Source organism: Streptococcus huangxiaojuni, assembly GCF_040930515.1.
GTDB classification, from domain to species: Bacteria; Bacillota; Bacilli; order Lactobacillales; family Streptococcaceae; genus Streptococcus; species Streptococcus huangxiaojuni.
Genome location: NZ_JBFQEG010000037.1, coordinates 1 through 14163, shown reverse-complemented (window position 1 = coordinate 14163; position 14163 = coordinate 1). Strand labels below are relative to the sequence as shown.

The 14163-nt window shown below is 36.2% G+C and carries 14 protein-coding genes; 1 reads left to right on the top strand and 13 read right to left on the bottom strand.

Going from position 1 to position 14163, the window contains the following annotated elements; translation table 11 throughout:
* Positions 1–356: 356 nt before the first annotated feature.
* From ftsH to AB3329_RS11175, 11 genes are all read right to left on the bottom strand, one after another.
* The gene (ftsH, locus tag AB3329_RS11225; RefSeq protein WP_368396231.1) at positions 357–2324 is read right to left on the bottom strand and encodes an ATP-dependent zinc metalloprotease FtsH; all 1968 of its coding nucleotides are present in this window, start codon (positions 2322–2324) and stop codon (positions 357–359) included.
* A 34-nt stretch (positions 2325–2358) separates the two neighbouring features.
* The gene (hpt, locus tag AB3329_RS11220) at positions 2359–2901 is read right to left on the bottom strand and encodes a hypoxanthine phosphoribosyltransferase (RefSeq protein ID WP_067064698.1); all 543 of its coding nucleotides are present in this window, start codon (positions 2899–2901) and stop codon (positions 2359–2361) included.
* 4 nt (positions 2902–2905) lie between these two features.
* Positions 2906–4180, bottom strand: coding sequence for a tRNA lysidine(34) synthetase TilS (gene tilS / locus AB3329_RS11215; RefSeq protein ID WP_368396230.1), 1275 nt, complete (start codon positions 4178–4180; stop codon positions 2906–2908).
* Position 4181: 1 nt separating this feature from the next.
* Positions 4182–5465 carry a serine hydrolase gene (locus tag AB3329_RS11210; protein ID WP_368396229.1) on the bottom strand — a complete coding sequence of 428 codons (1284 nt, stop codon included), beginning with the start codon at positions 5463–5465 and terminating at the stop codon, positions 4182–4184.
* Complete coding sequence (locus AB3329_RS11205) at positions 5462–5593, bottom strand: SP_0009 family protein (RefSeq protein WP_368396228.1); 132 nt, start codon at positions 5591–5593, stop codon at positions 5462–5464. Before AB3329_RS11205 ends, AB3329_RS11210 begins: the two co-directional genes overlap by 4 nt.
* A 5-nt stretch (positions 5594–5598) precedes the next feature.
* Positions 5599–5970 carry an FtsB family cell division protein gene (locus tag AB3329_RS11200; RefSeq protein ID WP_368396227.1) on the bottom strand — a complete coding sequence of 124 codons (372 nt, stop codon included), beginning with the start codon at positions 5968–5970 and terminating at the stop codon, positions 5599–5601.
* The gene (locus AB3329_RS11195) at positions 5957–6229 is read right to left on the bottom strand and encodes an RNA-binding S4 domain-containing protein (RefSeq protein ID WP_368396226.1); all 273 of its coding nucleotides are present in this window, start codon (positions 6227–6229) and stop codon (positions 5957–5959) included. The genes AB3329_RS11200 and AB3329_RS11195 overlap by 14 nt, the downstream gene beginning before the upstream one ends.
* 159 nt (positions 6230–6388) lie before the next feature.
* Positions 6389–9883: a transcription-repair coupling factor gene (mfd, locus tag AB3329_RS11190; RefSeq protein ID WP_368396225.1), complete on the bottom strand. Its 3495-nt coding sequence runs from the start codon at positions 9881–9883 to the stop codon at positions 6389–6391.
* Between the two features lie 3 nt (positions 9884–9886).
* Positions 9887–10456, bottom strand: a complete 570-nt coding sequence (pth, locus tag AB3329_RS11185) for an aminoacyl-tRNA hydrolase (RefSeq protein WP_368396224.1) — start codon at positions 10454–10456, stop codon at positions 9887–9889.
* Positions 10457–10589: 133 nt separating this feature from the next.
* A complete protein-coding gene (gene ychF, locus AB3329_RS11180) occupies positions 10590–11705 on the bottom strand; it encodes a redox-regulated ATPase YchF (RefSeq protein ID WP_368396222.1) in 1116 nt (371 codons plus the stop codon).
* Positions 11706–11894: 189 nt separating this feature from the next.
* Positions 11895–12344, bottom strand: a complete 450-nt coding sequence (locus AB3329_RS11175) for a helix-turn-helix domain-containing protein (protein ID WP_368396221.1) — start codon at positions 12342–12344, stop codon at positions 11895–11897.
* A 214-nt stretch (positions 12345–12558) separates the two neighbouring features.
* On the opposite strand from AB3329_RS11175, the gene AB3329_RS11170 reads away from it, so the two are divergent.
* Positions 12559–12777, top strand: a complete 219-nt coding sequence (locus AB3329_RS11170; protein ID WP_368396220.1) for a hypothetical protein — start codon at positions 12559–12561, stop codon at positions 12775–12777.
* A gap of 10 nt (positions 12778–12787) precedes the next feature.
* On the opposite strand, the gene AB3329_RS11165 is transcribed toward AB3329_RS11170, so the two are convergent.
* The gene (locus AB3329_RS11165) at positions 12788–13351 is read right to left on the bottom strand and encodes an RDD family protein (RefSeq protein WP_368396219.1); all 564 of its coding nucleotides are present in this window, start codon (positions 13349–13351) and stop codon (positions 12788–12790) included.
* 2 nt (positions 13352–13353) lie between these two features.
* Positions 13354–13749, bottom strand: coding sequence for a helix-turn-helix domain-containing protein (locus AB3329_RS11160; protein ID WP_368396217.1), 396 nt, complete (start codon positions 13747–13749; stop codon positions 13354–13356).
* Positions 13750–14163 lie beyond the last annotated feature (414 nt).

The window sequence follows — 14163 nt, the reverse complement described above, 5'->3', positions numbered from 1 at the left end:
CTTTGAGACAACTCCTTTATTCTAGCAAATCATACGAGAGCTGTCAAGGACTTTTTCCTTTTTTCCCCTCAGACTCTCTCTGACAGCTCAATTAGTATAGCATCTCTTCTCATCTATTGTCAAGGGGGTAAAGACATTTTTTTATTGCCATTACGTTTTTTCAGCGATAGGGCTTGAGCAGGTAGGCACTTGGATTAATCGGCTTACAGCTGTTTTGTTCTAAACTTCCTTTATTCCTCAATAAAAAAAGCCGAAAGCAATCTGCCTTAGTTCATTTCTAAAAAAGGAACACCTTAAAAAGTGTTCCTAAACATATCATAGTCTTTCGAATTAACGTTTTAATTAGCGGATTATTTTTAGTCCTGTTCTTGTTCTGACAGTTTTTCTTTAATTTCATCGTAAGACAAGGCGTGAGCTTCACCTTCTTTGTCAGTTTCTTGCGGCATTTTCCCCGTTTCATAAATTGATTTAATTTGCGAAGCATCTAATGTTTCGTACTTAAGCAGAGCTTCAGCAATTAATTTATGTGTTTCACGGTTTTCTTGAATAATTTCAGCTGCTTTATTGCGCGCTTCATTTAGTAAGTCACGGACTTCATCATCAATCATTTGTGCCGTCTGCGCCGAGTATGATTTTTCAGGACTTATTTGACCAAGCATAACAGAATGATCTCCTTCATACTGCACCGGCCCTAATTTATCACTCATTCCATACTCTGTAACCATAGCACGCGCCATTTGAGTTGCCTGTTCAAAGTCATTTGAAGCACCTGTTGTCTGAGCATTGAAAATAATTTCTTCAGCAACACGGCCCCCCATAAGACCCGCTAACTGTTCCTTCATATCGCTTTTAGAAAGCAGCATTTGATCTTCTTTAGGAAGAGCAATCATATAACCGCCAGCTCTGCCGCGCGGTACAATAGTTACTTTATGTACAACACGAGCATTTGAAAGCACCAGCCCGACAATAGTATGGCCAGCTTCGTGGTAAGCAACCATTTCACGTTCTTTCTGTGAAACGGTCTTATCTTTCTTCGATGGTCCTGCAATAACACGATCCTCAGCCTCATCAATGTCACTGGCATCGATTAACTTTTTATTTCGGCGAGCAGCGACAAGAGCAGCTTCATTTAAGACATTTTCAAGATCGGCACCAACAAAACCAGGTGTTTGTTGAGCCACAACTTTAAGATCAACATCATCAGCTAATGGTTTGTTCTTGGCATGAACTCGTAAAATAGCTTCACGCCCCTTAACATCAGGACTGCCTACTAAAACCTTTCGGTCAAAGCGTCCCGGACGAAGAAGAGCTGGGTCAAGAACATCACTCCGGTTTGTTGCTGCAATAACAATGATACTCTCATTGCCTTCAAAACCATCCATTTCAATCAACAGTTGGTTAAGTGTTTGCTCCCGTTCATCATTTCCGCCGCCCATGCCGGCACCGCGACGCCGTCCGACCGCATCTATTTCATCAATAAAAATGATAGCACGCTCTGCTTTCTTTGCGTCTTCAAACAAAGAACGAACACGGCTTGCCCCTACACCGACAAACATTTCAACAAAATCAGAACCAGAGATGCTAAAGAACGGCACTCCTGCTTCGCCGGCAACTGCTTTTGCAAGAAGGGTTTTACCTGTCCCCGGAGGGCCCTCAAGCAAAACACCGGCCGGAATACGGGCTCCAAGCAGCTTGTACCTTTTTGGATTTTTAAGAAAATCAACAACTTCAATTAGTTCCTGCTTCTCTTCTTCAGCACCGGCAACATCCGAAAAACGGACTTTTATATGACTTTGGCTTTGGGATTTAGCTCTATTTTTACCAAAGCTCATCGCCCCACGAGCTCCACCGCCGTTTTGATTCATCATCATCATAAAAAAGACAATGACAACTACAATCGGCAAAAAGCTGATTAAAAGTGAAATCCAAGCACCGCTGGAGCTTTCCCTTCTGACTCTGAGACTGGTCCCTGATTCTTCTGCTGCTGCAGTTATTTTTTCTATTGAACTGTCATTTGCAAGTACGATAGAAGTAAAATTGGTTACAGTTGTTGTAGTTGAACCAAGAAATGACAAATTAGTATCTGTCTTTACTTCCTGTGCTTCCTTATATTTACCTGTAACTTCAATGACACTGTCATTAGGCTGGTAAGTAATAGACTTGATATTACCAGCTTCTATTTGCTTGATTAATTTAGAGTAGCTAATCTGCTGACTCTGTGTACTTGTTCCTCTTAAATAATATTGTAATCCTGTCACAACTAAGACAATCAGCAATATATAAACAAAAGAGTTTCGTACAAAACCATTATTATTATTTTTCATAAAGTAATAAACGACCTTTTTCTACGTATAATAGTTATTCTGAATAAACTTTCTCTTTTAAGACACCAACATATGGGAGATTACGGTATTTTTCAGCATAATCCAAGCCAAAACCTACAATAAATTCATTTGGAACATTATAACAAATATAGTCTGCATCAATATCTACCACACGACCTTCTGGTTTGTCAAACAAAGTAGCAATCTTTACAGATTTAGCTTGTCGGTATTTAAACATATCACGCAGATACTTTAAAGTGCGCCCTGTATCAATAATATCTTCAATAAAAATAACATCGCGCCCTTCAACATTAGTGTCTACATCCTTAAGAATTTTAACTTCGCCGCTGCTTCTTGTTCCGCCGTGGTAACTTGATACGACCATAAAATCAATTTCGACCTGAGTATCAATATGTTTCATTAATTCAGCCATAAAGGGGACCGAACCTTTTAAAACGCCAACTAAAAGCGGGTTTTTACCATGATAGTCTTTTGTCAGCTGCCTTCCAAGCTCTTTTGTTTTATCAATAATTTCTTTTTCTGAATAAAGGATTCTTTCAATGTCCTGTTCAAGCATGACTTCACCTGTCTTCTAATTTCTCAATATGCAATGTGGCTTTCATTATATCACGATTAGATGCTTTTCTCAAATAAGTTTTACCGGCAATCAGAACAAAAATGATGTCGCCTTCCTGCTCTCCAATAACAGCATTTGCCCTTTCCTGAAAAGAAAATTTTTCATCAATAAAAAGCCGGCTTAGTTTTTTTGTGAATTTTCCAAAATTAATACGGTCACCATCTCGTTTTTCCCGCAGTAAAATCGGACTTAAACTAAAAATCGGAATCTCTGTTTCCTTATTATCTGAATCCTGTTTGAAAGAAAATCGGTACTGACCATATTTGACTATACTGTCACATTCTACCACTTTTTCTTTAGATGACCTATAGGTCTCAGGACTGATTTTTTTAATTTCAAATGAGTCATAACTTTTAAGCAGGTAATAGCCTTTTTTGATAGCATAGGTACAGTTAGCATGCGTTTGAATAAGATGCAGTATCTCATTAAACTGTCCCTTACTTACCTGCAAATCAGGAAATTCTTCCAAATAAGCCTGCAGTAAAACCATTTGTACCGGTTCGGTCTGCTGTAAAAATTCATGGCAGTCAGTTGTTTTAATATGAGCTGTCAAATCTTTTAAAGCCTGAAAAACAAATCGACTCTCTGCTCCTAAACTTTGGAGAGACTCCTTAATCTTCGGATTTTCTGCTTCTAAAGCCGGCAAATAGTGATTGCGGACACGGTTTCTTAAAAAAGCTGATGTCTGGTTAGAAGCATCCTCAAAATGGAAAATATCCGGCCAATCTTCTTTAGGAAAAGGTAGAAACGGTCGAATAAGTTCGCCAGTACCAAATGTTTGACGGTCTGCAATACCAGATAAATGGCGCAGCCGACTCCCACGAATCAGCCGCATAAAAATAGTCTCAGCCTGATCATCAGCATGGTGAGCAGTAACCACAGCAGTATAATGTTCTGAAGACATCACTTCCTTAAAAAAGAAATAACGGAACCGGCGGGCCGCATTCTCTGAAAAAGAGCCAGAAAAGTCACGCGTAAAAATAGGAACACTATAATTGAATGCCCATTTCTTTAGATAAGCTTCTTCATCATCTGCTTCCGGGCGCTGCTTATAATTAACATGAGCGATTCCAATTTCGATAGCCAGCTCTTTTTGGTAAGCGTATAAAAAATGTAGTAAATTCATTGAATCAGCCCCGCCAGATACAGCGATTAAAACTTTATGGTGTTTTGTAAAATAGGCTTTTTCCTGAATATGAGTTAAAATTTTTTGATTCATTTTATTTTAAAACAGCATAGATATCATCAGCAATTCTAGTGATATCATCATAAGAAGCTTTATCCGTAAAAATGGAAACAATATACGGTTCCTCTGCGTAAATAATAGCAACATCATGCTTATAATCGTAAGCATCTCCGATTTTATGAGAAACCTGCACAGAAATATCTTTTGCAATTCTGCTGTCATCATAATCGGTCAAAGATAAATACTCTATAATTTTTCCGTCCTGATAGTAGATAGCTTCCATCATATTGGCTGCTGCTTCAGCAGAAATATTTCTTTCCTTCATGTCCCATTTCATTCCAGATATGTCGTCAATTTCATCTTGAAAGTCATTATCGTACTGTTCAGCTACATAATAGCCCAGGATATTAGTAGCAACATTATCAGAATTCTGAGCAACAGCTTTCAGCAAGGTTTCCACACTGTATTCTTTATTATCAGCGGTTTTGCTGATTCTTCCACTGCCGCTCGGATTATAAGCTTCTTTAAAATTATTCACTTCACTGATATATTTCAGCTTATCAGTGAATTTAAGCTCTCCATCCTGAATCTGTTCCTGTGTATAATAAAGTGTTGCCAGCTTAGCAACACTGGCTGCATACATTTTTGTATCCTCATTAATACCGGCACTTTTTTGAGTATTTAATTGCTTAACAAATATAGAGTAATTGGGCTGATTATATTTTTGCGTCAAAAGACTTTGAATTTTTTTCATACGATTATCCGCAACTGACAGATAATCCTCACTGATCCAGCCTTTACCAGAAACCTTATAGAAAACTCCCTGCTCAGTCACTGCTTTTTCTGTCAGGTGTATTTGAGTATAGGACGTTAAAGAGCTTTTGACTTCTTTGCTTCCGTATACAAGAGGCTGATTATAAACTTTAAAATCTTCTTCAAGCCAGTAGTCTAAATCAACTTTTTCCTGACTGTAGACAATATCATCATAAATAATTTGATGGCTGGCCTCAATATAAGTACCATCTGACAGTACAAAAACCGGAATCAAATTATCATTGATAAGCATCCCAGTGATTGTTATCTTGCTGTTTGGTTTAATTGTATGAGACACGGCAGTCAAATTGCTGTCTTTATAGGAGGAAACTGAGTGATAGAGGTTAGGATTGCTCGGGATGGTATCAAAATAAAAAGCATCTGTTGCTACATTAGAGATTAGATTGTACTGCATTTCATTTGACCATTCACTTTTTTCTGAACTGTACAGAAGAAGAGGAGTCAAACAAAAAGGTATTAACATAAAGGCTAATAACTGTTTCATCGACTCCTCCTTTCAACAGATTTTGACAGACTGTCTTCTCTCAGTTGTTGATTTTTTATCGCCAATTCTTCTAATTTCTCATCAGAATAGGCTAAAAATTTTTCAATAGTTTCAATTAAATCTTCCATATTCTTTATTTTGGCAGTAGACTTGGCACCGGATAAATAATTTCTCCTTCACGGGAAAGATAATATTTAGCGCGTGCATACTTTTCAACATAATCATTATCTTTCAAACGCTCAGCCAAAAGCTTTTCTGCTTCTGTTTCTTCCGCTAACTCATCGTACTCTTTTTCCAATTTTACAACTTGTTCCTTACGTTCTTGCAGGGTCATATAACTTTTTACAAGATTGTAGGTCGGTAAAATAAAAAGCAGCATAATAAAAATTAAAATCCATCCCATAAAGCGATTACGGCGGCGTGTTTCCTCTTCTTCATAACGCTTTCTTAAATTTTCATCGTTAATATACTGATTGTTAAGTTGGACAATGTTAGGTTTCTTCATTTGTTTCGATCCTTGTCTCACTTATTATTTCATACATTTTAGCTGCATCTTCTTTTTTTGTACTGTCTTTCAATTCTAAAACACGCACCGTCAATAATTTATGACCAAAACGGACTTCTATTTCATCATTAATTTTTAAATCCGTTGAACTCTTAGCCAAAATACCATTAACTTTAATACGGCCTTTATCAGCTACTTCTTTAGCTACAGGACGGCGCTTGATAATACGTGATACTTTTAAAAATTTGTCGAGTCGCATTTCGTCTCCCTCATTATTCATTTATTTTATCATTTTTCTTGTTTAATTAACAGAAAAAGGCTGCAGTTACCAGGCGGCCAAGATAAATTTTTAAGTTCTGCCTGTTTAATCGTTTCATATCTGATTTAAAAATTAGAGCGTTTCTGTATTTTCAAAAACTCAGTTTTTTCTGTCCTTAATTGTGCTCAGTGCTTGACCAAATTTCATCAGTTCTTCCAAAATCTCATAATTTTTTTTGTTTTTTACATTAAAAATAATTTCTATCTTCCCATCATATTCACCGATACTTGCTTTTAGATCAGTGTTTGCCAGAGCTTCAAAATAGTCTTGTGTCAAGTAAAATTTCAAGGAAGTTTTTTCAAACCTTATTTTTATGCTATCTTGCTTACGTTCAACAAATTCCGCAAAAGCAAAATCCATATAGGCTTTAAGTAAGCCAATTTCAAGTAAATAAGCGACCTGATCCGGATAATCTCCGAAACGGTCAATTAGTTCGTCTTGTAAATTTTCATAGTCCTGACGATTTTCAATCTGTCGAATACGTTTGTATATTTCTATTTTTTGCCGTTCATCTTCTATGTACTCTGTTGGAAGATAGGCATCAATTTGCAAATTGACTTCGGCATTACCCTTCTGTCTTATTTTAGACTTTCCTTGTTTAACAGCGAGAGCTTCTTCTAAAAGCTGTGTGTACATTTCATAGCCAACAGAATCAATAAAGCCGCTTTGCGAGGATCCCAGAATGTTTCCTGCTCCGCGAATGGCCAAGTCACGCATAGCAATTTTAAAACCTGATCCTAATTCTGTGAAGCCTTTGACTGCATCTAGACGTTTTTCAGAAACCTCTGATAAAATCTTAGTCGGATGATACATCAAATAAGCGTAAGCAATCCTGTTGGAACGTCCCACTCTCCCTCGAAGTTGATATAAGGTTGACAATCCCATCCGGTCGGCATCTTCAATAAATAATGTGTTGACATTAGAGATATCAATTCCAGTTTCGATAATTGTTGTAGCAACCAATACATCGTAATCGCCATTAATAAAATCGATGAGCGTATTTTCCAACTGAATTTCACTCATTTGACCATGTACAAATCCAATACTGGCTTCTGGAACCAACTGCTGCAGTTCGTAAACTTTTTTGTCAATTGTGTCAACTTTATTGTAAATATAAAAAATTTGACCTTCTCTGTCTATTTCTCGAATAATGGCTTCTCGGATTATATCTAGATTATTTTCCAAAACATAAGTTTGTACAGGATAACGATTGGTGGGCGGAGTTTCAATAACAGACAAATCACGAATTCCCAGCATCGACATATGAAGTGTTCGCGGAATTGGGGTAGCTGTTAAAGTTAAAACATCAACTTTGGTTTTCAATGCCTTGAGTCTTTCTTTGTGCTTTACTCCAAAACGCTGCTCTTCATCAATGACAATCAAGCCTAAGTCTGCAAAGACAACATCTTTTGATAATAAACGATGTGTCCCGATAATAATATCAATTTGCCCTTTTTTTAATTGTTCAAGTGTATTTTGCTGCTCTTTTTTACTTCTGAAACGGCTAAGAACATCAACATTAATCGGGTAATTTTCAAAACGTTCTCTAAAATTGCTGTAATGCTGCTGGGCAAGAACAGTAGTTGGAACGAGAACAGCGACTTGTTTATGATCATTAACAGCTTTAAATGCAGCACGCATAGCAACTTCTGTTTTACCAAATCCGACATCTCCTACTAAAAGACGGTCCATAGGCTTGGCTTTTTCCATATCTGCTTTTACTTCTTTGATAGAACGCAGTTGATCTTCTGTTTCAACATAAGCAAAATCGTCATCAAATGCGCGTTGTAAATCATCATCAGGTGAGAAGGGAAACCCCTCTAACTGACTGCGTTCAGCATACAAACTTATAAGACTGTCAGCAATATTTTCAACCTGCTGTGTGACTTTTTGTTTAGTTCTTTGAAAGCGCCCATCATTGAGTTTGTTGATTTTAGGTTCTTTGCCATCAGATGATAAATATTTAGACAGAGTTTCAATTTGCTCAACAGGAATAGAGACGCGATCTGAATTCTGATATTGAATGGTTATGTAATCACGATGCACGCCTCCTACTTCAATCGTTTCAATTCCTAAGAAACGCCCGATTCCATGAACATTATGAACAATATAGTCTCCCTTGGCTAACTCGTTATAATCTTTTAAACGCTCAGCATTGGTAATATGCTGTGAACGCCGTACTCTCCCTTTCGATCGCTTATGGTAAATCTCATGTTCTGTGATTAAAACAAGTTTTTCATCAGCAAAATAAAATCCGTTTGATAAATCTCCCAAAATCATTTGAACTTTTTTGCTTTGGATATCGCCTATTGTGCTTACAGGGATGTCAAAATCATACTCTTGCAATGATTCCTGCAAACGCTCCAGACTGTGCTGTGAACTTGCTTGTATCAAAACTGTATTTTGTGTTTTCTGATAACGTTTTATCTCATCAATTAATATAGAAAATTGATTGAAAAAATCCTGCATTGCGTACTGTGTAAACTGATAACTTTCATCAAATTTTATACGTCCCAAGCCTTTATGGAAATTTGAAAAAAAGCTGGCCGGTTGATAACTTTGTAACTTTTTGTAAACATCAGAAAAGTAATTTGAAGTTGACAATGCTTTACTATTTTGTAAATCATCTGTCAAGATACCAGCAGCTTCTGTATCAAATCGATTATTAAAATCTGTTATTTTTTGAAAATCATCAAAAATTAATGGTGTTCCTTTAGGGATGTAATCCAGTAAAGTCCATTCTTTTTCGTAAACAAGATTCAAAAACTTACGAATATCCTTATGTCTAAAATAGCTTTGACTGGCATACAGCAATTCATTCAAATAAGAATGCAAAGTTTCATCTTTTACAACTGCCATTTGTTTTTTTAAAACAGAAGTAAATCTTTCAAAGTCTTGATCGGATAGTATAATATCATCTGCAGGTGAGACAATTACTTTTTTTATATGATTTAAAGATTTTTGAGTCTCACTATCAAATTGTCGGATACTATCAATTTCGTCTCCAAAAAATTCAAATCGATAAGGCAGACTGGCATTAATATCGTATATATCTAAAATAGCTCCTCGTTGACTGAATTCTCCTGAATGAGATACTTGCTTTACTTTTTTATAGCCAATATTCGATAATTTCTTTACAATTTTGTCAAGCCTGTACTCTTTTCCTACTTCAAAGGATAAATAGCTTTCTTGATAGTTTTTAGGACTTGGTAAAAGAATACGCATCCCAGCTGTATTAGTGATTAAGATTCCTTTTTCGTTTTCAGAACTTAAAAAATGAAGGGCCGCTAATCGGGAAACAGCCCTGTCAAATGAAGCAAAAACAAACTCTGCTGCAGCTGCGTCATCAGCAAAAAATGAATAAACATTTTCTTCGCTAATCAAACTGCCTAAATCATTAGCTAGTTTTTCAGCCTCATTTTGAGTTGAAGTGACAACAACCAATTTATCAGCTGCACTATGGTAAGCAGATGCAATAACAGCAGCCCTGCTTGAGCCAGAGAGTCCCATAAGAAGCTGGCGGTTTGCAGTCAATATACCTGCATGCCAGCTTTGAATTTTTTTATTTTGGCTAAATAAATCTACTATATTCATAACTTACCCATTAAATTGACGCATAACTTTTTCAAAATCATCATCTTGTAAATAAAACTTGACAGCCTTGTCAACTTTATTAAGTGCAGTATGGATTGTGTCAAGTTCTTCCTCAATAAATTTACTGAGGACATAATCAATAACAGTTCTGCTGTCTTTAGGTCGCCCAATACCAATTTTAATACGTTTAAATTCTTGTGTCCTTAACTGAGCAATAAGGGATTTTATTCCATTGTGACCACCAGCAGAGCCTTTTTGACGGAAACGGACTTTACCTGTCTTCATATCTAAATCATCATAGATAACAATAAAATCTCTCAATGAAATATTATAGTAAGTCAGCAAAGCTCTAATAGCAATACCGCTATTATTCATAAAAGTAGTTGGTTTCACAAAATAAATTTTCTCACCATTAAGAAAGGCATAACCAATTTCAGCTTTAAACGTTTTATCTTCTGTAAAGGTTGTGTCAAGTCCTTTTACAATTTTGTCAATAGCCATAAAGCCAATATTATGACGTGTGTCTTTATATTTTGAACCTGGATTACCTAATCCTGCAATCATTTTTACCATTCATTTTCCTTTCCGCCAAAAATAGAGCTGGGACAGTCTGTCTCAACTCTTTTTAACTTCTGCTCAAACAAGACCGTTATACATCATTCAGGTTTCAAAACTGCCAATTAAGTCAGGCATAATGCATATATCACTATACATTAAAGCGAAACTCCATAATATCGCCGTCTTGAACAATATAATCTTTGCCTTCTTCACGCAAGCGTCCTGCTTCTCTAACAGCTTTTTCGCTGCCATACTTAAGCAAATCATCATAAGACATCGTTACAGCACGGATAAACCCCTTTTCAAAATCTGAGTGGATAATCCCTGCGGCTTGTGGGGCTTTTATCCCCCTTTTAAAAGTCCAAGCGTGTACCTCTTTTTCACCAGCTGTAAAATAAGTGGCCAGACCTAATAAATGATAGGCAGCACGTGTTAATTTATCAATACCGGATTCATGCAGGCCTAAATCTTCAAGAAAAAGTAATTTATCTTCATCATCCAGTTCTGAAATTTCCTCCTCAGCACGCGCTGATATCACGACAACTTCAGCATTTTCACTTGCTGCAAATGTTCGAATATCCTGCACATATGCAAGTTTGTCTGAATCAGCTACCTTATCTTCATCAACATTTGCCACATAAAGAACCGGTTTTGTTGTTAATAAAAACAGCTGTTTGACAATTTTTTGTTCATCATCTGTGAATTCTATTGAGCGAGCTGATTTTCCGTCTTCAAGAACAGGTTTTAGTTTTTGAAGAACGGCTAACTCTGCGACTGAATCCTTATCTTTTTGTGTACGAGCTATCTTCTCAACACGTGTATAACGTTTATTTACTGACTCTAAGTCAGCTAAAATCAATTCAAGGTTTATGGTTTCAATATCAGCTACTGGATCAACAAAATCAGATTCACGTCCTTGTTCCCGCATAACATTTTCATCATCAAATGCCCGCACTACATGGATTATAGCATCAACTTCACGTATGTTGGCAAGAAATTTATTACCAAGACCTTCACCTTTTGAAGCACCTTTGACAATACCTGCAATATCCGTAAATTCAAATGTTGTCGGAATCGTTTTTTTGGGTTTAATCAAATCTGTCAGTCGCTGCAGCCGTTCATCCGGTACTTCTACTGTTCCGACATTTGGATCAATCGTTGCAAAAGGATAGTTGGCAGCCTCTGCCCCTGCCTTTGTGATTGCATTAAATAAGGTTGATTTACCAACATTGGGAAGACCAACAATACCTGCTGTTAAAGCCATTTTAAATTTCTCCGTTATCAAAATTTCAACACTGATTATTATAACAGAAACTCAAGAAAAAAGCTTAACAATTATCCAAACATTTATAAAACTTCACCATCTGTTTAAAACAAGATCTGATTATTAAACAATATGCTAAATCTGATATTATTTTTTCTTGGCAAATTTTATATGATGCTCAACCGCAGCTTAATTTTTGGGTAATTGTTGCTGATAAATTTTTTCTTTAACAAAAATTCTTAACTCATAAAAAAGCATAAAAACTGTCGCAACCAACAGGCCAACCATGAATAGTCTTGCTGTAAAGGTCATTACTATAATATAAGCGATGACAGCAAGTAAATATATAATGACAAGTAAGTGCCACTTTTTTGACGCACTGTCTGCGATTAATTTTTCTTTGACCAGCTGATTGTCCTTAATAAGGCTATCCAACTCCCAATTAAAAAAATCACAGATAGCTATCAGATTCCCGATTTCTGGAATACCTCTGTTATTTTCCCACTTCGTTATTGCTTGACGAGATACATGGAGTTTCTCTGCCAATTCTTCCTGAGATAAGCCCAGATATTTACGCTGAGTTTTTATTTTTTCACCTAAGCTGTGAACTGGGGCAGCTGAACTGCTTTTTTGCATCATATTTCTCCTTTTTTTGTGCTGTAAAGATAAAGAATGACACAAACCTTGACAAAAAATTTACAAGACTGTCAACCTACTTTTCTTTTATTTTAAAATAAATCATTCCTTGTGTCAGCTTATGCTACGCTAAATAGCCATACTGCCACTCCATATTTCTTTTCAGGCGAAATATCAAAAGTTATAATAAATAAAAAATAAAAAGGAGGAGCTGCTGATGTCAGACTATGTTAATAAACGAATTCAAAGACAGCATTATTTAATTGTTTTTTATCTCTTTGCTATTCTTATTTATATCGCTTTTTTTGCTTGGAAAGAAAAAATTTTTATGCTGGGATTTTTAATTTCCACCTTATTTATGTTATTTTATCAAATTCATTTTTGGTTTAAAATAAAAAAATCACTGAAATTAAGTGGGCTAGTGCAAAAAGGATAAGATTAGTCTGTCACACACTGTATTTGCTTAACTTTATGTAAGAGTTTGGGGTTTTTGCCTCAGACTCTTTTTTCACAACTTGAGTTCCTGCTAACAAATCTCCCAAATGACGCTTATCCTTCCTAAAAAGTCCCATCCATAGCAAAATAAACAGTAAAATCAAACTAGCAGAAGTGCAAATATGGCCAAATAAACTGGTATAATCTGTATAAATGCCATCAATCGTTCCCATATGCCCTAACTGCCAAGGAAAAAATTTAATGATGTTACGAATTGAAGCAGCCAAAAACGTCTTTTTCTGATAGGAAAGTCTGAGTCCTGCCTTTCTTTTCCCGAAACTGCCGCCACAATAATCCATCCAGGAAAAACCTATAACAACTGGTACAACAGAAGTTAATCCAGCTATTAGCTGCGACTGAAGCAAAGTGAAATAGGGAATTTTGCCGAAAATAAAGATATAAAAACTAAGCGACAGTAGAAATAAAATAACAAGATAAGCAATAATCAGCAGATAATCAACAAACAGCTCTTTGATACGGGATTTTAGTGAGATATCATTATTCGCTGCTACCATAGCTATTTCCCCACCATAAACAATTCAATAATTTTATAGATAAAGTAAGACATTCCCCAAAAAATAATCAGTAACAGCGGCCAAAATTGAGCTGCAAAATCATAAAAATTTTCTATTTTACGCTTTTTTTGCTTGTCATAAGTGCCAGTATTAGGATTATAGATGAATTCTGCTTCATGAATCGACTGACTGTCATCTTCTTTCCCTAAGATAAGCTCATCTAAACTAACATCGAAAATCTCTGCTAATTTAATAACATTATCTAAATCAGGTTTAGCCTCACCTTTTTCCCACTTTGAAACTGCCTGACGTGATATAAAGAGTTTATGTGCCAGCTCTTCTTGTGATAAAGAACGCTCTGTTCGATATTTTTTAAGCTGTTTTGAAAATGATGACATTTTTTCCCTCCTCGTAAAATAAGTTTATGGGGATTTTCAATCCCAAGTGTTAACAATTTTATAGCTTGACTATTGCAAGGTTTTCCAGAACAATAGAGTCATGGAATGGACTCATGGTTGTTTCTTTCTCTCCTTGTTGCTTAGACTTCATTTTAAAGTCTGTTACCCAAGCCTTGTCCCTACTTCCAACACACTAGCTGTTTCCACTAAGCTCACTTCTGTACCTAGTAGGGTACAGGCGGCAGCTGAGCCAGTGACTAGAATTCTCTTATGCGAGGCTGTTGGTGCAAGGTGTTTCTGGGGAACCTTACAGTAGTCAAGAAAACTTCCAAATCCAATTGAAAGGAGACCTTCCAAATGAAATGTTTTGTCGGTTTAGACGTTAGCTCTACCAAACTTGATGTCTGTGTCATG

Excerpts from the sequence above, each read along its gene's own strand:
- hpt (WP_067064698.1), bottom strand. The coding sequence starts at position 2,901 with ATGCTTGAACAGGACATTGAAAGAATCCTTTATTCAGAAAAAGAAATT.
- AB3329_RS11160 (WP_368396217.1), bottom strand. The coding sequence starts at position 13,749 with ATGTCATCATTTTCAAAACAGCTTAAAAAATATCGAACAGAGCGTTCT.
- ychF (WP_368396222.1), bottom strand. The coding sequence starts at position 11,705 with ATGGCTTTAACAGCAGGTATTGTTGGTCTTCCCAATGTTGGTAAATCA.
- mfd (WP_368396225.1), bottom strand. The coding sequence starts at position 9,883 with ATGAATATAGTAGATTTATTTAGCCAAAATAAAAAAATTCAAAGCTGG.
- pth (WP_368396224.1), bottom strand. The coding sequence starts at position 10,456 with ATGGTAAAAATGATTGCAGGATTAGGTAATCCAGGTTCAAAATATAAA.
- tilS (WP_368396230.1), bottom strand. The coding sequence starts at position 4,180 with ATGAATCAAAAAATTTTAACTCATATTCAGGAAAAAGCCTATTTTACA.
- AB3329_RS11175 (WP_368396221.1), bottom strand. The coding sequence starts at position 12,344 with ATGATGCAAAAAAGCAGTTCAGCTGCCCCAGTTCACAGCTTAGGTGAA.
- AB3329_RS11170 (WP_368396220.1), top strand. The coding sequence starts at position 12,559 with ATGTCAGACTATGTTAATAAACGAATTCAAAGACAGCATTATTTAATT.
- AB3329_RS11195 (WP_368396226.1), bottom strand. The coding sequence starts at position 6,229 with ATGCGACTCGACAAATTTTTAAAAGTATCACGTATTATCAAGCGCCGT.
- AB3329_RS11200 (WP_368396227.1), bottom strand. The coding sequence starts at position 5,970 with ATGAAGAAACCTAACATTGTCCAACTTAACAATCAGTATATTAACGAT.
- AB3329_RS11165 (WP_368396219.1), bottom strand. The coding sequence starts at position 13,351 with ATGGTAGCAGCGAATAATGATATCTCACTAAAATCCCGTATCAAAGAG.
- ftsH (WP_368396231.1), bottom strand. The coding sequence starts at position 2,324 with ATGAAAAATAATAATAATGGTTTTGTACGAAACTCTTTTGTTTATATA.
- AB3329_RS11210 (WP_368396229.1), bottom strand. The coding sequence starts at position 5,465 with ATGAAACAGTTATTAGCCTTTATGTTAATACCTTTTTGTTTGACTCCT.
- AB3329_RS11205 (WP_368396228.1), bottom strand. The coding sequence starts at position 5,593 with ATGGAAGATTTAATTGAAACTATTGAAAAATTTTTAGCCTATTCTGAT.